Here is a 19,892-nt window from a genome sequence, read left to right on the forward strand (position 1 = left end):
CCCCGAATACCCCGAATACCTCGAAGAGTCACACATCAGCCAGGCGTCATCCCGCCGTGGTGCTGGCGCTGGCCGGCATCGCGCTGACCGTCTACATGTGGTTGTTCCTGCATGCGGAGTCGCAGCTCAGCGTGGCCATCTTGCTGGCCGTTGCCATCGCGACGGTCATTGCCGGCCGGAAGCTGGGCGCCAACCGCGCGCTCGAGGAGGCCGGCGCCAGCCGTCCTGGCCTGGCCCGCTTGTGGGCGGTGGGTGGCACGCTGGCGCTGATCGCCGCGTTCTACGATGCGCACTTCGCGCTGTTGATGATCTGCTCCGTGCTGCTGTACACCACGGCCTGCCTCGGCCTGACGCTGCAGTTTGGCTTCTCTGGCGTGGCCAACTTCGCGGGCGCGGCGTTCTTTGGCATTGGCAGCTATGCCACCGCCGTGATGGCCATGCACACCGGCATTCCGCACTTGCTGATCATCGTCATCTCGGGCGTGATCGCGGCGCTGGTCGGCTCGATGCTGATCACGCCGGTGTTGCGCACGCGGGGGCACTATGCAGCCTTGGTGACCATCGCCTTCGGCATCCTGTTCAAGACCTTCATCGAGGTCAACGATGTGCTGGGCGGGCCGCAGGGCCTGCAGGTGCCGGGCATGACCATCTTTGGTTACGCGCTGAACGACGGCTTTACGGTGGCGGGTGTCGACGTGTCGTTCTACGTCAGCTATGCCTTGATCAGCCTCGGCATCTGTGCCGGTGTCTTTGCGACAGTGAAGGCGCTGGAGCGCTCGTGGGTGGGATTGAGCATGGACGTGGTGCGCACGGACGAGACGGCCGCCGCCACCTTCGGCTTGCATATCGCGCGCTGGAAGGTCGTGGCCTTCATGCTGGGCAATTTCTTCGCGGGCATCGCGGGCAGCATGTACGGGATGATCACCGGCTTCGTGGCGCCGAACAACTTTACGTTCTCGGATTCGCTGCTGATGCTGTCGATCGTGATCCTGGGCGGGCTGGGCAATGCGGTCGGCCTGATTCCGGCGGCCATCATCGTGCTGGTGTTGCCGGAGAAGCTGCAGTTCATCCAGGAATACCGCTTTCTCTTCTACGCGGCGCTGGTGATCGCCATCCTGCTGTTCCGCCCCGACGGGCTGCTGCCGCGCAAGACGCGCTTGTTCTTTGGCCGGGAGACTTCGCGATGAGTGACAAGACCATGATCGAAGTCAAGGGCCTGACCATGCGGTTCGGCGGCCTGACCGCGCTGGACAGCCTGGACATGACAATCCGCGAGGGCGAGATCCTCGGGCTGCTGGGCCCTAACGGATCCGGCAAGACGACTTTCTTCAATGTGCTGACCGGCCTGTACAAGGCGAGCAGCGGCACCATCACCTACAACGGCGAGAACGTCATCGGCAAGACGCCGCAGGATATCTACCGCAGCGGTGTGGCGCGGACCTTCCAGCGCTCGCGCTTGTCGTTGCCGCTCACGGTATTCGACAACATCGTCATCGGCGACTACCAGCACATGCAGCACGGGCTGGTGTTCAACCTGTTCCGGCGCAAGGCGTTCCGCGCGGAGTACGACGCCTATGTGGAGAAGGTGAAGGGGCTGCTGAACATCTTCAGCCCGCCCTTGGTGGCACGGTTGTTCGAGCCCGTGGAGACCTTCACCATGATCGACCGCCGCCGCATCGAGGTGTGCCGCGCGCTGATGAGCCAGCCGCGCCTACTGTTGCTCGATGAGCCTTCCGCCGGCATGACGCATGACGAAACGCATGCGCTGATGAGCGACATCCTGGATGTGCGCGGCAAGCTGCCGAACTTGTCGGTGGTGCTGATCGAGCATGAGATGAACGTGATCGAGCGCATTACCGACCGCTGCGTGGTGCTGAACTACGGCAAAAAGATCGCCGAGGGCACCTACACGGAAATCACCGCCGACGCCAATGTGCAGACCGCCTACCTTGGAGAGGAAGCCGCATGAGCACGCTCAATTCCCCCGGCACGCTCAGCGTGAAAGGGCTCACCACCGGGTATGACAAGGTCAATGTGCTGCATGACGTTTCCATCGACGTAGCCCCCGGCAAGATCACCTGCATCCTGGGCGCCAATGGCGCGGGCAAGAGCACGCTGATTCGCGCCATCCTCGGCCTCACGCCGCCGCGCCAGGGCCAGGTCTTGTGGGATGGCAAGGACCTGGCTGGCGAGAAGACGCACAACATCATCGCTACCGGCATCGCTTGCATCCCGGAGGGGCGCAAGATTTTTCCGCGCATGACGGTGGCGGAGAACCTGGCGCTGGGTGCATATCTGGAGGCGGATGCGGCGCGGGTGCGCGATCGCCTGGCCAAGGTCTACGATATCTTTCCGCGCCTGAAGGAGCGGGCTACGCAGCTGGCGGGGACGATGTCGGGTGGTGAGCAGGCGATGGTATCGATCGGCCGGGGCTTGATGGCGGAGCCGAAGCTGCTGGTGATCGATGAGCCGTCGCTTGGGCTGTCGCCGCTGTATGTGAAAGAGAACTTCAAGGTCATCAAGCAGATCAACGCACTGGGCATCACTGTGCTGCTGGTCGAGCAGAATGCGCGGCAGACGCTGGCCATTTCGCATTATGGCTACGTGCTGTCGCAAGGGCGCGTGGTGGCCCAGGGCACGGCCGAAGCGCTGGCCAGCAACGACGAAGTGCGCTCGGCGTACTTCGGCTGACGGAGAACAGGCATGCACGATTTCCTGGCACTGCCGGCGCGCGAGCTGGCGGCACGCATGGCGCGGCGCGAACTCAGCGTGCAGGCTTTGGTCCGCGCGTACATCGAGCGCATCGATGCTGCCGAGGCCGGCATTCTGGCCTGGCAGCATTTCGATGGGGCGCAGGCATTGCAGCAGGCGCGGTTGCTGGATGCGGGGCCTGCCTTGGGCGCGTTGCACGGCTTGCCCATCGGCGTGAAGGACCTGATGGACACCGCCGACATGCCCACCACCTATGGCTCGCCGATCTACGCCGGGCATCGGCCCGTCATGGATGCCGCCTGTGTGGCAATGGCGCGTGCCGCGGGTGCGGTGGTCATGGGCAAGACCGTGACCACCGAGTTCGCCACTTTCCAGCCGGGTCCCACGCGCAACCCGCGTGCCCCCGCCGATGCGCCGCGCACGCCGGGTGGCTCGTCCAGCGGATCGGCGGCGGCGGTGGCTGCCGGCATGGTGCCGATCGCCTTCGGCACACAGACTGCCGGCTCCATCATCCGTCCTGCTGCCTATTGCGGTGTGGTCGGCTACAAGCCGACCTATGGCACGCTGCCGTCGGCCGGCATCAAGTCGCTCGCGCCCAGCCTGGATACCGTGGGCGTGCTGGCGCGCTGCGTCGACGATGCTGCCTTTTTCATCGGCGTGATGGCGCGCCTCCCGCTCACGCCGCCGCAGACCGGGCAGGCGACGGCGTTGCGCGTTGGCATTTGCCGCACGCCGCATTGGGCGCACGCGGATGATGACAGCCGGCGTGCGCTGGACTCGGCTGCGCGCTGGCTTGAGGGCCATGGCGCCGTGTTGAGCGACCTGATGCTGCCCGCGGAATTCGACGACCTGACGCAGGCCCAGATCGACATCATGGCGTACGAAGCCGCAGCCGCTTTCGCGCCGGAAATGCGCGCGCGGCCCGATGGTCTCAGCAGCGGCTTTGCCGCGTTGCTGGCGGCGGGCCGTGGCATCGATGGCAGCCGCTTCTTTGCCGCGCAGGCGCTCGCCAGTTCCGCACGCAGGGCCTTCGAGCAGAGGTTCGAGTTCGTCGACGTCGTCCTCGCGCCGAGCGCGCCGGGCGAGGCCCCGGCCGGCCTGGGCGCGACGGGCGATCCCATGTTCAATCGCATGTGGACCCTGCTTGGCAATCCCTGCGTCCATGTGCCTACCGGCACGGGTGCGCACGGCATGCCGGTGGGCGTGACGCTGATTGGCCCGCAGCGGGGCGATGCGCGCGTGCTTGCGGCCGCGCAGGCGCTTGAGCGCTGCGTGGCTTGAAGCGCGGTGATATGACCGATCCGAATCCGAGGAGAATCCATTGACTCAACAAGATCCGCTGGCGCAGCACGCGGCAGAACAGGCGCAGGACCATGTCAATAGCGGCCGCTTGCAGGCGGCCATTGCCGCGCTGGCCGCTTTCGGCGGTCGGGACGATGGCGGCGTCTCCCGTGAAACGCTGACCGATATCGACCTTGCCGCGCGGCGCTACCTGATCGAGCAGGCGCGCGCGCTGGGTTGCGAGGTGAGCACGGACGATTGCGCCAACCTGTTTTTCCGCCGTGCTGGCAAGGCGGACCTTCCGCCCGTGCTGACCGGCAGCCATGCCGACACGCAGCCGGTCGGGGGCAAGCTGGATGGCGCCTACGGCGTGCTGGCCGGGCTCGAAGTCATCGCGGCCCTCAATGACGCCGGCATCGAGACGCTGCGCCCGATCGAAGTGGTGACCTGGACCAACGAGGAAGGCAGCCGCTTCGGGCCCGGGGCCATGGGGTCGAGCGCGTTTGTGGACCCGGCTTGCCTGCCCGCGTATCGCGCGTCGGTGGACGGCGCCAACATCCGCTTCGGCGATGCGCTGGACGCCGCGCTTGCCGCCACGGACGACGTGCCGCGCCGCCCGATGCAGCGGCCGATGTCGGCCTGCGTGGAGTTGCACATCGAGCAGGGCCCGGTGCTGGAGCGCGCGGCCGTGCCGCTGGGCGTGGTCACCGGCATCCAGAGCGTGCGGTGGTACCGCGTGGCATGCACCGGCGTGATGGCGCATGCGGGCACCACGCCCATGGACGAGCGCAGCGATGCCATGGCTACCGCCGTTGGCATCGCTCACCAGTTGTATGCCTACGCCGCTGCCGAGGCCGCCAGCCAGTTGCGGCTGACGCTGGGCCGCTGGCAGGTTGGCCCCAACTCCGTCAACACGATTCCGGGCAAGGTAGAATTCACGATCGATGTGCGCTGCGTGGACGAGGCCGTGCTGGCCCGTTTCGAGGCAACGCTGGATGCCGTGATTGAGCGGGCCCGGCCGCGCCAGGGCGGGATCACGTACCAATGCTTTTTCCGGCGCCCGCCAACGCACTTTCCCGCTGCCATGCTGAACCTGATCGAGCGGGCCTGTGCGCGGGCCAGCGAGCAGGCATCGCAGGGCAAGCCGCTGCACCTCACGTCCGGCGCGTTCCACGATGCCATGTACCTGGCGGAGCATTGCCCCACGGCCATGATTTTTGTGCCCAGCAAAGATGGGATCAGCCATAACGCAGCAGAGGAAACAGCGCCGCACGAGCTATTCCTTGGGGCGCAGGCGCTGGCCTATACCGTGGCCGCGCTGGCGAACCAGTAACCTGGGTGCAGCCTGGGTTCTTCATCTTCAACTTGTCTTGCACGGAACGTGAATTGAAAGCCAAAAGCGCCCTGGCGGTTGACCAGATCGACTCAAAAGATCAAAGCGACCCGAACGACAAGAAGACGCCTGCCTCCAGCCTGGGCGTGCGGTTGCGCCATGCGCGCCTCGTGTCCGGCTACACGCTGCTGCAGCTGGCGCAAAAGGCTGGCTGTTCGGAAAGCCTGATCTCCAAGCTGGAGCGCGGCCTGGCCTCCCCGTCGTTCGCCATGCTGCACCGGCTCGCGGTTGCGCTCGACACCAATATCGCCGCGCTGACGAGCGAGGACAACCCCAGCGAAAGCCCCATCAAGCGCCAGGGCGAGCGCCCGGTCATCAAGGCCGGCGGCATCGCGCTGGAGCGCATTGTGCTGGCCAAGCGTGGTGGTTTGCTGCAGGCCAATATCCACATCGTGTCACCGGGCGAAGCCAGCGATGGGCAGATCGAGCATGTCGGCGAGGAAGTCGGCTATGTGCTTGAAGGCACGCTTGAGCTGACGCTGGGCGATATGAGCTACACAGTTGGCGTGGGCGATGCGTTCACGTTCCCGAGCAGCGTGCCGCACGGTTACCGTAACGCCGGCACCGGCGTGGCGCGGGTTTTGTGGGTCAACTCACCGGCGACCTTCTGATCGCCTGCTCGCAGGTAACTCAAAAGCACATCTATCAAGCTGGCGAACGCACATTGACGATTCCGGTTCGGTCTGATGTAATAACTGTTGTTAACAGTTAGGAGTGCCAAAATGCCAACCAGCGTTGCCCTTGGCAGTCACTTCGAGACCTTCATTCGTGAACAGGTGCAAAGCGGACGCTTCAACAATCTCAGCGAGGTTGTGCGCGCTGGTCTGCGATTGCTTGAGCAGCAGGAGCAGCGCAACCAGTTGGAACTGGAAGCGCTGCGTGCTGAGATCGCAGCGGGCATATCGAGCGGCGAGCCTAAGCCTGCTGAAGACGTCTTTGCCAGGCTCGAGACCAAGTATCGGTCCGCTGATAAAAACAAGTATCGCTGATGCGGCTCACGATCACGCCGCTTGCCGAATTGGACCTGGAAGCCATAGCAGACTACATCGCAGCGGACAACCTCGAGCGTGCGCTGACCTTCATTGTGGAACTGCGCGAGCAATGCCGGCGGATCGCGGGGAATGCTCAGGGATATCGCCGCCGAACCGAGCTGGGTAGTGACATCCGCTCTTGCGCCTATGGCAACTACGTGATTTTCTTCTCGGCTAGCCATGACGAAGTGACGGTTATTCGTGTCCTTCACGGTGCCCGCGATATGCCCACACTCTTTGGTTCCGGCGATGCCGTGTAGTTTCCGCCGGCTGAACCTGCTTCCCCCACCCTTGACACCCTCCAACCCCGCATGTTCCAATCCGCCCACATTCTGATTTGGGTCGACGCCCAAGCCAACCTGCCTTCCCGGGCAAGGTGGATCGCGAAAGCGGATGTGGCTCCTTGAGGAGCAACCAAACGGGCCATGCGTCGACCCTCCTTGCACGGAGGGTTTTTTGTTTTCTGCTTCGGTCATTGATCGCGAGATCGCACGCAGCCGCTTCCAGGGCTGCCTGCTGGGCGGCGCCGTTGGCGACGCACTGGGCGCTCCCGTGGAGTTCCTGTCGCTCGCGGAGATCCGCGAGCGCTTTGGAAAAGACGGCATCACCGGCTACGCCCCGGCCTACGGGGGCGTCGGCACCATCACCGATGACACGCAGATGACGTTGTTCACGGCGGAGGGCTTGCTGCGGGCGTGGGTGGGCGAGGCCAGCGGGGGCATCCGCAGTGTGCCTGGCGCGGCCTCGCGCGCTTATCTGCGCTGGTTGCTGACGCAGGGGATCCAGCCGGCGTTTCATCGCGATGTGCTGTCGGACAAGCCGGGATGGCTTTACCAGCAGGCGGCACTGCACAGCCGGCGCGCGCCGGGAAACACCTGTTTGTCGGCGCTGGAGGCCATGCTCAAGCTGGGAGAACCCGCGCGCAACGACAGCAAGGGCTGCGGGGGCGTGATGCGCGTGGCGCCGGCTGGCCTGTTTGTGTGGCGGCGCGCCGGGCAGCGATCGCCTCAGGACGCCTTTGCCCTGGGTACGGAGCTGGCCGCGCTGACCCATGGACATCCAAGCGGGTCGCTGACGGGCGGCGTGCTGGCGGTGTTGATCCGCGAGCTGGCCGACGGTGCTGCGCTGCCTGATGCTTTGTCGAGCGCCAAAGCGTGCCTGTCCACGCAGCCGGATCACGAGCAGACGCTGCTGGCCATCCTGCATGCGCAGGCGCTGGCCGACTCTGGCGTGGCCTCGGATGACGCCATCGCGCGCCTGGGCGAGGGCTGGGTGGCGGAGGAGGCGTTGGCGATCTCCATATACTGCGCGCTGGTCGCGCGTGATTTCCGTCACGGCGTTGTGCTGGCGGTGAATCATGATGGCGACTCGGATTCAACCGGCGCCATCACGGGAAACCTGCTGGGCACGTTGCTTGGCGTGGAGGCCATTGCGCCGGAGTGGCTGGCGCCTTTGGAGCTGCGCGAAGTGATCACCGAGCTGGCTGACGACCTGAGCGTGTTCCCCGAGTGGGACTTGGGCATCGACCCGGCAGACGATGCGCTGGTTCAGCGCATCTGGACGAAGTATCCCGGGCTTTGAGTCCTGTGCGCTACGGCAGCACCGTTTGAAAGCCGATAGCCGGACCGGACATCGTCTTGTCCGGAATGCGATTTATGATGGCGATCCCATCTCCAAGCCCAGCAGCAGGGCCCGGTATCCCATGCATCAGGAAGAAGAACTCAGGGTCGCAAAGCGCAAGGCATTGGCCTTGCTGCTGTTCGCGTTTGCCGTTTTCGTCACCACCGTCCTCCTGCCGCGCGCGCCCTTGACGGATGGCGTGCGGGCGGCGGCGGAGGCGGCGCTGGTTGGCGGCCTGGCGGACTGGTTCGCCGTGGCGGCGCTGTTCCGGCGGATTCCGTTGCCGGGCTTTGCGCGCCACACCAACATCATCATCCGCAAGCGGGACGATATCGCGGACGGCCTGGCGGTGTTCGTGAAGGAGAAGTTCCTGGACGTGCCGTCCGTGGTTGCGCTGATCGAGCGGCACAATCCGGCGCTGGTGGTCACCCGCTGGCTGGAGTCGCCCGCCAACGCGCGGCAGATCGGCGATATGGTGGTGAAGTTCGCGAGCGGCATGCTGGATGTGATGGATGAGCGCAATATCCAGTCGCTGCTGAAGCGGGCGGTGGATACGATGATCGACAAGGTCGATCTGTCGGAGTCCGCGGCGACGATCCTCGACAGCCTGACCAGGAACGATCGGCACCAGGCGCTGCTCGATGAGACGATCGCGCAGTTGATCGCCTTGCTGAACGAGCCGCCCGCCCGCGCTTTTATCTCGGAGCGGATCGTGGAATGGCTGAAAAGCGATCACCCCAGGAAGGAGCGGCTGCTTCCCACCGAGTGGATCGGGAGCAATGGCGCTGACATGATTTCCGCGGCGCTGAGCCGCGTGCTGACCCAGATCGAGGGCGACGCCAATCACGAGCTGCGCAAGCGCTTCGATGCGGCCGTGCAGCGTCTGATTCAACGGCTGAAGCACGATGCCACGTTCCACGCCAAGGCCGAGGCGCTGAAGGCGCACCTGAAGCAGGATGGGGCGCTGAACGCCTATGTTGGCGGGCTTTGGGCCGAGTGGCGCGATGGGTTCAAGCGCGACCTGGCGCGCGAGGATTCCGCCACGCACCGCAAGGTGGCGGCGGCGGGCCAGTGGATCGGCGCGGAGCTGGCGCGCAACGCGTCGCTGCGCGCATCGCTCAACGATCACCTGCGCGATGCGGCGCGCAACATGGCGCCGGACTTTGCGGAATTCATCACGCGGCATATCAGCAACACCATCCGCAGCTGGGATGCGCGCGACATGTCCCGGCAGATCGAGCTGAACGTGGGCAAGGACCTGCAGTACATCCGCATGAACGGCACGGTGGTCGGCGGGCTGATCGGCGCGGCGCTGTACCTGATCGCGCAACTGCCGGCGTGGCTCGCCCGCTAGGCGTTCGTTTTGCTTTGCCTTGCCTTGCCGGTCAAGGCCGGTTGGCTAGCCGGAGCACCACTTGCAGCAGGATCTGCGCGCCATTGACCAGGTCGTCCGGCTCGGTGTACTCGCGCACGTCGTGGCTCAGGCCCTTGACGCTGGGCACGAAGATCATGCCGGTCGGGCACAGGTGCGCCAGCATTTGCGCGTCGTGCCCGGCGCCGCTGGGCATGCGCATATGGCTGAGGCCCAGCGAGGCGGTCTCTTGCTCGATCAGGTCGATGACCATGGGGTGGAACGCCACCGGCTCCAGGTGCGCCAGCATGCGGTAGCTCAGGCTGAGGATCTCTGCCTGGCAGGTCTGTTCGGCAAAGGCCAGCACCTCGGCTTCGGCCTGGGCGAGCAGTTGGTCATCGGTGTTGCGCAGGTCGACGGTGAAGGTGGCGCGCTCGGGGATGACGTTGATCATGTTGGGCTCGAAGCGCATGGCGCCCACCGTGCCGAGCTGGCTGTCGCCGTAGCGCAGCGCCAGGTCGTGCACGAAATTGGCGATGCGCATGGCGGCGTAGCCGGCGTCGTGCCGCAGGTCCATGGGCGTGGTGCCGGCGCTGTTGGACATGCCGTCGATCCTGAACTCCGTCCAGGAGATGCCTTGGATGCTCTCCACCACGCCGATGCGCAGGTCGCGCAGATCCAGCGCCGGGCCCTGCTCGATGTGCAGCTCGACAAAGCTGTCCACGCGCGGCGCGCCCACCGGGGCTTGCCCGCTGTAGCCGATGCGCTGGAGTTCGGCGCCGACGGTGGTGCCGTCGATGCTGGTGGCCGCCAGCGCGTCTGCCAGGGGCAGGCCGCCTGCGTAGACCAGCGAGCCCATCATGTCGGGCTGGAAGCGCACGCCGGTGGCATTGGTAAAGAAGGCAACGGCAATCGGGCGGCGCGTGCGCAGGCCGGCATCGCGCAGCGTGGCGATCACTTCCAGGCCGGCCAGCACGCCATAGCTGCCATCGTAGCGGCCGCCGGTGCGCACGGTGTCGATATGCGAGCCGATCATCACGGGGGGCAGGTCCTCGGTGCCGGCGTAGCTGGCCACGCCGTTGCCGATGGCGTCGATCGTCACCACCATGCCAAGCGCCTGCATGCGCGCAACCGTCCAGTCCCGGCCGAGCTCGTCGGCGTTGGTCAGCGCCAGGCGACGCACGCCGCCGCCTTCAATGGCGCCAAGCCGCGCCAGATCGTCCAGGCTTTGCAGCAGGCGCTCCGGGTGGATGCGCGGCGTGCGTGGGGTGTGCTTTGCTTCTGTTACCTGTGCTGCCTGTGCTGCCTGCTGTGGGTGTTGCGCGGTCATGCGTGTTTCTGGGTCCAATCGGAATGCGTGGAATGCGTGGAATGCGTCCACTATGAAACGATGGTCTGGCGTTTCGGTGCACATGAGGTGCCCATGAAACGCATGTTTCTCTGCTCGTTGTGCGTCGCGAGCCGCTTGCATTCGTGGTTCAATAGGCGCGGTGCTTATTTTTTGGGTTCCTCAGACATTCGTGTGGGTACTACACGCGGGTGCAAGTGGCGGTAAGCGGAACGCTGGTTTGCTCCCCTCTCCCATGAAATGGGAGAGGGGCCGGGGGAGAGGGCGGGCGCTCGCTCAACGTGATGCGCCTCGCTCTTGCGCAGGCCCGCCCTCTCCCCCAACCCCTCTCCCGCCATGCGGGAGAGGGGAGCCACGGCAGCGCTGGATTTATCCCAGCGATAAATCGACCCACACGAAAGTCGGATGAACCATTTTTTGCAGTGAACCATCATGACCCTGATTGACATCAAGACGCTCCAGGAGGCGGCCGCCGCATTTGGCGAGGCCCGCGGCTGGGGCAAATATCACAGCCCCAAGAACCTGGCCATGGCGCTGAGCGTGGAAGTGGCCGAGCTGGTCGAGATCTTCCAGTGGAAGACGGAGGAGGAGGCGCGCGGCATCATGTCCACGGACGAGCGCGCGCACGTGGAGCAGGAGCTGGCGGACATCACGATCTACCTGGCGCAGTTGCTGACCGCGCTCGATGTTGACCTGAACGCGGCGGTGAAGGCCAAGATGGAGATGAATGCGGTCAAGTATCCGGCCAAGACGGGCGGCGCGGATTGAAGTAAGGGGCGCCGGGCCAGCGGCGCCACCTGCGAGGCCTTCAGCGCGCCGGCGCGCCCTTCTGCCCGCCAAGCCGCGGATTGGGATATTCGCAGCCCAGCTCGACCCGGCCCTTGTACTCGCGGGCCACGATCCACGCGCCGCGCGCGCTCTCGCGGGCCAGGCCCCGGCCGGCCACGCCGCGCAGGCCGAGCTGGCTGGCCACGGCGTTGACGTCGGTGGCGCTGGTGATGCCATAGGCCGTGTAGTTGCCGAGCTGGTAGTCGCCGAAGCGCACGTCCGTGGTGGGCAAGCCGGCAATGCTGACGGGCTTGGGGGTGCGATACACGGCGGAGGCGAAGCCGCTCAGTTCGTCGTTCTTGCTCCACCCGGGCAGCCCGCCGTCTTCCAGGGCGTCGACATAGGCGGCCACGCCGCTGGCTTCGCCCTTGCAGTCGAGCAGGGCGGCTAGCGGCGGCAGGTTGGCCGCGTGGGAGATGGCGGGGCCGCCGATGGCCAGCAGGATAGCGCCCAGGCGCAGCAGTTGCTTCTTCATTGTTATTGTTCCGAGGTTGAGATTGGAGCGATATTGTCCGTCATGGCGGCATCATCGTGTCCAGCACGGCCGCACGCCGCGCGATGGAATTCCGGTGCCCCTCTTTCTCACCGTTCCATCCCGGGCCACATGCCGGTAGACTTTGGCCGTTGCATCGGGGCCATGCCAGTCATATTGTCGCCGATGCCGCATCGCTGGTCCCCATCCCCCCGTTCCGGCCGGACATTTCCGGCCGCTTCCATGCTGGAGCCCCCGCACCGCCATGAAGATCCTGATCGCACGACTGAACCACGAAACCAATACCTTCTCGCCGGTGGCGACGCCGCTGTCGTCCTTTCATCCGCACTACGGAGAGGACGCGTATCGGGCAAGCAAGGGCACGCGCACGGCCATCGGTGCCTTTATTGACGTGGCCGAGGCGGCCGGCGCGGAACTGGTGGTGCCGGTCACGGCCAGCGCCAACCCGAGCGGGCGCGTTGCGGCCGATGCGTATGTGGCCTTGTGCGATGCCATCGTGAAGGCGGCGCCCGAGTGCGATGCCGTGATGCTCGACCTGCACGGCGCCATGGTCGCGCAGAACAGCGATGACGGCGAGGGTGAGTTGCTGGCGCGCCTGCGCGAAGTGCTGCCGCACGCGCCGATTGCCGTGGCGCTGGACCTGCACGGCAACGTGACGCAGGCCATGATCGATCACGCGGACATCGCGGTCAGCTTCAAGACCTATCCGCACGTGGACATGTACGAGACCGGCGAGCACGCCGGCCGCCTGCTGATGCGCATGCTCCAGCAAAAGGCGCGGCCCGCACTGGCCTGGCGGCGCCTGCCGATGGTCACGCACACACTGCGCAGCAATACCGGCGAAGGCGCGATGCAGCGCGCGGTGGCGGCGGCCAGGCAGGCGGAGGCCGACGGCATGCTGGCAGTGTCGGTGCTGGCCGGCTTCGGGCTGGCGGATATTGCGGCGCCTTGCCTGAGCGTGCTGGTCGTGGCCGACGGTGGCCAGGCAGTGGCGCAGGCGGCGGCCGACAAGCTTGCCGCGCAGATCTGGGCGGAGCGCGCCGGCTTTGTCTACGAGAGCGAGCCGCTGGCTGAATCGATTGCGCGCGCCGCGCAGCTAGCCGCGCAGGGCGGCAAGGGGCCGGTGCTGTTGCTGGATCACGGCGACAACTGCATGTCGGGCGGCACCTGCGACGATATGGAAGTCCTGCGCGAGGCCTTGCGGCAAGGCTTGTCCGGCATTGCCGTTGGGCCGGTGTGCGACCCGCAGGCCGTAGCGGCGATGATCGCGGCCGGCGAGGATGCCAGCGTGACGTTGCCGGTGGGCAACAAGGTGCCGCTGACCCAGCTTGGCATCTACCCGACGCCGCTGACCCTGACGGGCCGGGTGGCCGCCATCAGCAATGGCGAATACGTGATCAGTGGCCCGACCTACACCGGCGGGCGCATCCGCATGGGCCGCACCGTGCTGCTCGATATCGGCGCGGCGCAGGTGGTGGTGACCGAGACCCCGCAGGAGCACTGGGACCTGGGCATCTTTACCCATATCGGCGTGGATCCCCTGGCGCAGCGTTTCCTGTTGCTGAAGTCGCGCATGTACTGCCGGCCGGTGTTCGTGCCGATAGCAAAGGCGGTGGTGGAGTGTGATGGCGGCGGCGTGACGAGTTCTCGCTATGCGCAGTTCCCGTTCGAGCGTCTGACGCGGCCGGTGTATCCGCTGGAAGCGGACGTGACCCTGGGCGGTCAGCTAGCGGCCTGACCCGCTCACGCGATATACGAAACCTCGGGCAGCGCGAACGTTTCGCGCACCAGTTCCGCGCGCCGCGTCACTTTCTCGCAGGATAGCTCGAGGTGGTCGCGCAGCAGGTCGGCGGCCTTGCGCGGCGCGCCATCGGCGGCGGCCTGCAGCACGGCGATGTGCTCGGACATGAACGGGTCCGCTTCGGGCATCGGCGTGGAGACGCCCAGCACGTGCTTGCTCAGCGTGAGGATGCAGCGCGTGCGCTGCAGGCTGCTGAGCAATTCCTTGTTGGGGCACTGCGAGAGCAGCTGCACGTGCAGGTCGTGCTCCAGGTTGTCCATGGCGGTGCGGCTGACCTTGGGGTAGACGCGCTGCACCTTGTGCAGGTCGCCGATCATCCGCTCGATCTCGGCCCGGTCGGCGTGGCCGATGGCGGCGCGCAGCGCGGCGGGTTCCACCAATGAGCGCAGTTCGTAGAGATCATGGATGCGCTTGGCGTCCAGCGGCGTGATGACCCAGCGCAGGCGCTCGTCCTTCTCCAGGATGCCCAGGCTTTCCAGGCGCAGCAATACGTCGCGCACCACGGTCCGGCCCACGTTGAAGTGGCGGGCCAGTTCGATTTCGTTGACGCGATAGCGGCCGAACACCGACAGGTGCACCAGGTCGCGCTCCACTTCGTCGTAGATCACTTCCCAGCCCAGCGTCTTGCGTGCGACATCCGGCTCGCGGTCCACGCCCAGCATGGCGGGGTCCAGCGGGATGCGCCGGGGCGCGGTGCCCGCGGGCCCGGCCACGAAGCCGCGGCCTTCGAAGCGGCTGACCACGCCATCGGCTTCCAGCTCGCGCAGGGCCTGGCGCACCGGCGAGCGGGTGGAGCGCAGGATCTCGGCCACATGGCCTTCCAGCAATACCGTGCCCTGCTCCAGCGAGCCTTCCACGATGGCCTTGCGCAGCAGCTCGACGATGACGGCGTAGATCGGCGCGTGCCGTTGCGCTTCATCGGCTTCCTGCATGAGTGCGAAGGGGGCGGTGCGCTTGTCTTGTCGCGCGGCCATCGATGGACTCGGCACGTTGTCTCCGGATCGGTTGGCGGGTTTGGGTGGTGTTGGGTATGTCGTCAGGTACTTCGTCGGGTGCGTCGCTCGTGGTGTCGGCATGGTGCCAGGTATCGGGCGGCGCATGAACGCACGAACGCATGAGCATATGATACACGGGTATTTTCATATATTGACGTTTGCCGGCAATAGTCATATATTTCGGTCCATGCCGGCGCAAGGCCGCATCGAGACGAGAACAAAACACCGAGACAGGGTGGCGGCCAAGCCGGCGCTGCCCACAAAAGAGCGATAGGGCGCATCCCCGATGGATTACCAGTTCGATTTCAGCTTCCTGTCCGCCAACTGGCGCGAACTGCTCGACGGGGCATGGCTGACCCTGCGCATGTCTGTTGCGACCATCGTGCTTGGCTTTGTGCTGGGAACGGCGCTGGCGGTGGCGCGCACGCAAGGCCCGGCCTGGGCGCGCCGCTGCGTCACGGGCTATGTGGATGTGATTCGCAACACGCCGCTGGTGATCCAGGCGTTCTGGCTGTTCTTCGGGCTGGCGGCGGTGCATGTGCGCGTGCCGGCGATGGCGGCGGCGGTGCTGGCGCTGGTGGTCAACGTATCGGCCTACACCACGGAGATCGTGCGCGCGGGCATCGAGTCGGTGCCGCGCGGCCAGCTGGAGGCCGCATCGTGCCTGGGGCTGTCGCGCTGGCAGGGGCTGCGCCTGGTGGTGCTGCCGCAGGCGGTGGAGCGCATGTACCCGGCGCTGATCAGCCAGTTCGTGCTGATGATGCTGGCCACCTCCATCATGTCGCAGATCTCGGCGGAAGAACTTACTGCGGTGGGCTACCGCATCCAGTCGGAGACGTTCCGCGGCTTTGAGATCTACATCGTCATTGCCGTGGTGTACCTGGTGCTGTCGTGGCTGTTGCGGTTGTCGATGGCGGGCGTGGGTGCGATCGCTTTCACGCGCCGCCGGCGCCTGAAGACGGCGCTCTGATTCCGCACGCTTCCTCATTCCCCTTCTTCTACTTTCCTACTTCCTTTCGACGCGGAGCCAAGCATCATGTCCAGCCTTTCCCTGGATCAAGTCTTGTTTATCCTGCGCGGCGCCGGCTGGACGCTGTTGCTGTCAGCCATGGGCTTTGTCGGCGGCGCGCTGGTGGGCCTGCCGCTGGCACTGGCACGCAGCCGCGGCGGCCGCGTGCTGCGCATGGCTACCGGCGCCTTCGTGCAGCTGGTGCAGGGCGTGCCGCTGCCGGTGATCATGTTCGTGGTGTATTTCGGCATCAGCGTGGGTGGCTTCGACCTGCCCGCGCTGGTGGCCGCCGGCATCGCCATGACGGCGTATTCCAGCGCCTACCTGGCCGAGATCTGGAAGGGCTGCATCCAGGCCGTGCCGCGCACGCAGTGGGAGGCGGCCGAGTGCCTGGCGCTCACGCCGCTGCAGCGCGTGGTGCACGTGATCCTGCCGCAGGCTGCGCGCATCGCGGTGGCGCCCACGGTGAGCTTCCTGGTGCAGATCGTGAAGAATTCCTCGTACGCGGTGGTGATCGGCTTCTTCGACCTGACCTATTCGGCGCGGGTGGTGAACAACTCCACCTTTGAGCCCTTCGTGGTGTTTTCCATCGCGGCGGTGCTTTATTTCGCGATCTGCTATCCGCTGTCGACGCTGTCGTACAAGCTGGAGCGCCGCTTCAAGCGGGTTTGATACGAGGCTGAATACGGGGCTGAATGCGGGGCTGAACGTGGCTGCGGGAGCGGACCCGAATCAGCGGGAAACACAAGACATCATGGAGACAAGCATGGAAGACATCGTCCGCTTCGACAAGGTGAGCAAATCCTTCGGGCAGGTGGAGATCCTCAAAGGCGTGAGTTTCTCGGTGCGCGCCGGCGAGGTGGTGGCGCTGATCGGCCGCAGCGGCTCGGGCAAGAGCACGGCCCTGCGCTGCATCAACGGCCTGGAGCGCGTGAACGGCGGCGCATTGCACGTGTGCGGCCGTGCCATGCACGAAGACAACGTGCCGCTGGGCGAGCTGCGCAAGGAAGTGGGCATCGTGTTCCAGAGCTACAACCTGTTCCCGCACCTCACCGTGGAAGAAAACGTCATGCTGGCGCCGCGCAAGGTCAAGGGCGTTGGCAAGAAGGAGGCGCGCGAGCTGGCCATGCACGTGCTCAAGCAGGTTGGCATGGAGGAGCGCGCCGGCTACTACCCGGAGCAATTGTCCGGCGGCCAGCAGCAGCGCGTGGCGATTGCGCGCTCGCTGGCGATGCAGCCGCGCCTGATGCTGTTCGATGAAGTCACCTCGGCGCTGGATCCCGAGCTGACCGGCGAGGTGCTCAAGGTGATCGAGCGGCTGGCCGAAGACGGCATGACCATGGTGTTGGTCACGCACGAGATGGCGTTCGCGCGCTCGGTGGCGGACCAGATCATGTTCATGCACCAGGGCATCGTCTGGGAAGGCGGCAGCGGCAAGCTGCTGGATGAACCTTCGACGCCGGAGCTCAAGCAGTTCGTCGGCAACGGCCTTTGATTTCCCGCTGGCCGGCACGACTCAACCTACACACACGGAGACACCCCATGCACTTCAACCGCCGCCTGCTCGGCTCGCTCGCCGCCCTGTTGCTCGTTGGCGCATCCGCCAGCGCCTGGTCCGACACGCTCGACACCATCAAGCAACGCAAGAAGATCCTGGTCGCCGTGGATATCGGCGCGCCGCCCTACGGCATGCTCGACAGCCAGGCAAAGCAAAGCGGCTCCGATGTGGAGACCGCCCGCCTGCTGGCCAAGGACCTCGGCGTGGAACTGGAGATCGTGCCGGTGACCGGGCCCAATCGCGTGCCCTTCCTGCTGACCAGGAAAGCGGACGTGGTGCTGGCCTCGTTCTCGGTCACCGACGAGCGCAAGAAGGTGATCGATTTTTCCGATCCCTATGGCGTGATCCCGGTGGTGGTGGGCGGGCCCGCAAAGTCCAGCCTCAAGAGCTTTGCCGATTTGTCCGGCAAAACCATCGCCGTCACGCGCGGCACCACCAGCGACCAGGAACTGAGCCGCGGCGCCAAGGAAGTGCCGGGCGTGAATATCGTGCGCTACGAGGACGACGCCACGACCAACACCGCCGTCTCCACCGGCCAGCAGGACTATCTCGCCGCCGCCATCAGCGTGATTCCCGCGGTGAAGAAGAGCAATCCCACGCGCGACCTGGAAACCAAGTTCGTGATGAAGGCCTATCCCTATGCGATCGGCCTGCGCAAGGGCGACACCGCGCTGAAGGCGTGGCTCGACAACTGGGTCAAGGCCAACCTGAAGAACGGCAAGATCAACAGCATCTACAAGCAGTACTTCGGCATCGCGCTGCCGGACGAAATGATCAAGTAAAGCCCGCACGAATCGGCAGGGCGACCATTAAATCGCGAGAAACCACCCCATGAGCACAGAGAGCATTGCCGCCGCCCCCGCGCAGCTTCCCCGCACGCCGCGCACCATCCGGCTGCATCCCGATGACGACGTGGTCATCGCCCGCGACCAGATGGTGGCCGGCACGCCGGTCGCCGACGAAGGCGTGACCGTGATCGGCCTGGTCCCGCCCGGCCACAAGATCGCCACCCGTGCGATCGCCAGCGGCGAAGCGGTGCGGCGCTACGGCCAGATCATCGGCTTTGCCAGCCAGGACATCCGCGCCGGCCAGCACGTGCATACGCACAACCTGGCCATGGGCGATTTCACGCGGGACTATGCGTTCAGCGCGGAGGCCCGCGTGGTGCAACCGGTGGCGCAGCCGGCCACGTTCGATGGCATCAAACGCGCCGACGGCGGCGTGGCCACGCGCAACTACATCGGCATCCTGACCTCGGTGAACTGCTCGGCCACGGTGGCGCGCGCCATCGCGGATTATTTTCGCCGGGACATCCATCCGGAGGCGCTGGCCGCCTATCCCAATGTGGATGGCGTGGTGGCGCTCACGCACGGCGTGGGCTGCGCGGTCGATCCGCAGGGCGAGGGGCTGGCGGTGCTGCAGCGCACGCTGGGCGGCTATGCTTGCCATCCCAACTTTGCCAGCGTGCTGGTGATCGGCCTGGGCTGCGAGACCAACCAGATCTCCGCGCTGCTGGCGACACAGGGGCTCACGCACAGCGACCGGCTGCAGACCTTCACCATCCAGGACACCGGCGGCACCACCAAGACCATTGCCCACGGCATCGAGCTGATCAAGGCGATGCTGCCGAAGGCCAACGCGGTGGAGCGCCAGCCGGTGCAGGCGCACCATCTTGTGGTGGGCCTGCAATGCGGTGGCTCGGATGGCTACTCGGGCATTTCGGCCAACCCGGTACTGGGCGCGGCGGTGGATTTGCTGGTGCGCAATGGCGGCACCGCGATCCTCTCCGAGACGCCGGAGATCTACGGCGCCGAGCACTTGCTGACGCGCCGCGCGCAAACGCCGGAGATCGGTCAGAAGCTGGTGGCGCGCATCCGCTGGTGGGAGGCCTATTGCGAGCGCCACGGCGCCAGCATGGACAACAACCCCTCCGCCGGCAACAAGGCGGGCGGCCTGACCACGGTGCTGGAAAAATCGCTGGGCGGCATCGCCAAGGGCGGCTCCACCAATCTCGCCGAAGTGTACGAGTACGCGCAGCCGGTGCGCGTGCGCGGCCTGGTCTTCATGGATACGCCGGGCTACGACCCGATCTCCGCCACCGGCCAGGTGGCGGGCGGCGCCAACCTGATCTGCTTCACCACCGGGCGCGGCTCGGCCTACGGCTGCGCGCCCTCGCCCTCGGTCAAGCTCGCGACCAACACGGCGCTATGGCAGCGCCAGTCGGACGACATGGACCTGAACTGCGGCACGGTACTGGACGGCAGCGCCACCATCGCCGAACTGGGCGCGGCGTTGTTCCAGCTGATGCTGGACACGGCCTCCGGCAAACGCTCGCGCAGTGAGCTCCATGGCTACGGGCAGAATGAGTTCGTGCCCTGGCAACTGGGGGCGATTACCTGAACGTGGATGGTTGCCCGGGCGTGCCCCGGGCAACGGCCGGTGCGCCGTGCGATCCCGATTGCCGGCTTGGCG

General features: G+C 65.9%; 20 protein-coding genes and 1 riboswitch. Of the genes, 17 read left to right on the forward strand and 3 right to left on the reverse strand.

Going from position 1 to position 19,892, the window contains the following annotated elements:
• The first annotated feature begins 56 nt into the window (after positions 1–56).
• The 10 genes from ACX12D_RS00290 (at position 57) to ACX12D_RS00335 (ending at position 9,391) form a co-directional block, all read left to right on the forward strand.
• Positions 57–1,187: a branched-chain amino acid ABC transporter permease gene (locus ACX12D_RS00290; RefSeq protein ID WP_459374071.1), complete on the forward strand. Its 1,131-nt coding sequence runs from the start codon at positions 57–59 to the stop codon at positions 1,185–1,187.
• A complete protein-coding gene (locus tag ACX12D_RS00295) occupies positions 1,184–1,969 on the forward strand; it encodes an ABC transporter ATP-binding protein (protein WP_416050112.1) in 786 nt (261 codons plus the stop codon). The genes ACX12D_RS00290 and ACX12D_RS00295 overlap by 4 nt, the downstream gene beginning before the upstream one ends.
• On the forward strand, positions 1,966–2,691 hold the full coding sequence (locus ACX12D_RS00300; protein WP_441639207.1) for an ABC transporter ATP-binding protein: 726 nt from the start codon (positions 1,966–1,968) through the stop codon (positions 2,689–2,691). Before ACX12D_RS00295 ends, ACX12D_RS00300 begins: the two co-directional genes overlap by 4 nt.
• Positions 2,692–2,703: 12 nt before the next feature.
• The gene (locus tag ACX12D_RS00305; protein ID WP_459372468.1) at positions 2,704–3,993 is read left to right on the forward strand and encodes an amidase; all 1,290 of its coding nucleotides are present in this window, start codon (positions 2,704–2,706) and stop codon (positions 3,991–3,993) included.
• Between the two features lie 40 nt (positions 3,994–4,033).
• Complete coding sequence (locus ACX12D_RS00310; protein ID WP_459372469.1) at positions 4,034–5,326, forward strand: M20 family metallo-hydrolase; 1,293 nt, start codon at positions 4,034–4,036, stop codon at positions 5,324–5,326.
• A gap of 86 nt (positions 5,327–5,412) precedes the next feature.
• On the forward strand, positions 5,413–5,997 hold the full coding sequence (locus ACX12D_RS00315) for a helix-turn-helix domain-containing protein (protein ID WP_441639263.1): 585 nt from the start codon (positions 5,413–5,415) through the stop codon (positions 5,995–5,997).
• Between the two features lie 111 nt (positions 5,998–6,108).
• Positions 6,109–6,375: a type II toxin-antitoxin system ParD family antitoxin gene (locus ACX12D_RS00320; protein ID WP_459372470.1), complete on the forward strand. Its 267-nt coding sequence runs from the start codon at positions 6,109–6,111 to the stop codon at positions 6,373–6,375.
• A complete protein-coding gene (locus ACX12D_RS00325; protein WP_459372471.1) occupies positions 6,375–6,677 on the forward strand; it encodes a type II toxin-antitoxin system RelE/ParE family toxin in 303 nt (100 codons plus the stop codon). Before ACX12D_RS00320 ends, ACX12D_RS00325 begins: the two co-directional genes overlap by 1 nt.
• A gap of 62 nt (positions 6,678–6,739) precedes the next feature.
• Positions 6,740–6,845: riboswitch (SAM-I-IV-variant riboswitch) on the forward strand.
• A 28-nt stretch (positions 6,846–6,873) separates the two neighbouring features.
• Entirely contained in the window at positions 6,874–7,998 is a 1,125-nt protein-coding gene (locus ACX12D_RS00330; protein WP_459372472.1) for an ADP-ribosylglycohydrolase family protein, read from the forward strand.
• A 121-nt stretch (positions 7,999–8,119) separates the two neighbouring features.
• Positions 8,120–9,391 carry a DUF445 domain-containing protein gene (locus ACX12D_RS00335; RefSeq protein ID WP_459372473.1) on the forward strand — a complete coding sequence of 424 codons (1,272 nt, stop codon included), beginning with the start codon at positions 8,120–8,122 and terminating at the stop codon, positions 9,389–9,391.
• 31 nt (positions 9,392–9,422) lie between these two features.
• On the opposite strand, the gene ACX12D_RS00340 is transcribed toward ACX12D_RS00335, so the two are convergent.
• Positions 9,423–10,718, reverse strand: a complete 1,296-nt coding sequence (locus ACX12D_RS00340) for a Zn-dependent hydrolase (RefSeq protein ID WP_459372474.1) — start codon at positions 10,716–10,718, stop codon at positions 9,423–9,425.
• 450 nt (positions 10,719–11,168) lie between these two features.
• Between ACX12D_RS00340 and ACX12D_RS00345 the strand changes: the two genes are divergently transcribed.
• Positions 11,169–11,504, forward strand: a complete 336-nt coding sequence (locus tag ACX12D_RS00345; protein WP_459372475.1) for a nucleotide pyrophosphohydrolase — start codon at positions 11,169–11,171, stop codon at positions 11,502–11,504.
• Positions 11,505–11,544: 40 nt separating this feature from the next.
• Here ACX12D_RS00345 and ACX12D_RS00350 read toward each other — a convergent pair whose 3' ends face one another.
• The gene (locus tag ACX12D_RS00350; protein ID WP_459372476.1) at positions 11,545–12,039 is read right to left on the reverse strand and encodes a hypothetical protein; all 495 of its coding nucleotides are present in this window, start codon (positions 12,037–12,039) and stop codon (positions 11,545–11,547) included.
• Positions 12,040–12,301: 262 nt separating this feature from the next.
• On the opposite strand from ACX12D_RS00350, the gene ACX12D_RS00355 reads away from it, so the two are divergent.
• Positions 12,302–13,795 carry a M81 family metallopeptidase gene (locus ACX12D_RS00355; protein ID WP_459372477.1) on the forward strand — a complete coding sequence of 498 codons (1,494 nt, stop codon included), beginning with the start codon at positions 12,302–12,304 and terminating at the stop codon, positions 13,793–13,795.
• Positions 13,796–13,800: 5 nt separating this feature from the next.
• Here ACX12D_RS00355 and ACX12D_RS00360 read toward each other — a convergent pair whose 3' ends face one another.
• Positions 13,801–14,832, reverse strand: a complete 1,032-nt coding sequence (locus tag ACX12D_RS00360) for a GntR family transcriptional regulator (protein ID WP_459372478.1) — start codon at positions 14,830–14,832, stop codon at positions 13,801–13,803.
• A 307-nt stretch (positions 14,833–15,139) separates the two neighbouring features.
• On the opposite strand from ACX12D_RS00360, the gene ACX12D_RS00365 reads away from it, so the two are divergent.
• From ACX12D_RS00365 to ACX12D_RS00385, 5 genes are all read left to right on the forward strand, one after another.
• On the forward strand, positions 15,140–15,823 hold the full coding sequence (locus ACX12D_RS00365) for an amino acid ABC transporter permease (protein ID WP_459372479.1): 684 nt from the start codon (positions 15,140–15,142) through the stop codon (positions 15,821–15,823).
• Positions 15,824–15,889: 66 nt separating this feature from the next.
• On the forward strand, positions 15,890–16,534 hold the full coding sequence (locus ACX12D_RS00370) for an amino acid ABC transporter permease (RefSeq protein WP_459372480.1): 645 nt from the start codon (positions 15,890–15,892) through the stop codon (positions 16,532–16,534).
• Between the two features lie 94 nt (positions 16,535–16,628).
• The gene (locus tag ACX12D_RS00375; protein ID WP_441639180.1) at positions 16,629–17,357 is read left to right on the forward strand and encodes an amino acid ABC transporter ATP-binding protein; all 729 of its coding nucleotides are present in this window, start codon (positions 16,629–16,631) and stop codon (positions 17,355–17,357) included.
• Positions 17,358–17,404: 47 nt separating this feature from the next.
• Positions 17,405–18,202 (forward strand): transporter substrate-binding domain-containing protein, encoded by a 798-nt coding sequence (locus tag ACX12D_RS00380; RefSeq protein ID WP_459372481.1) that lies wholly within the window; start codon positions 17,405–17,407, stop codon positions 18,200–18,202.
• 49 nt (positions 18,203–18,251) lie between these two features.
• On the forward strand, positions 18,252–19,820 hold the full coding sequence (locus ACX12D_RS00385) for a UxaA family hydrolase (protein ID WP_459372482.1): 1,569 nt from the start codon (positions 18,252–18,254) through the stop codon (positions 19,818–19,820).
• Positions 19,821–19,892 lie beyond the last annotated feature (72 nt).

The sequence above is a fragment of the Cupriavidus sp. PET2-C1 genome (genome assembly GCF_054515855.1).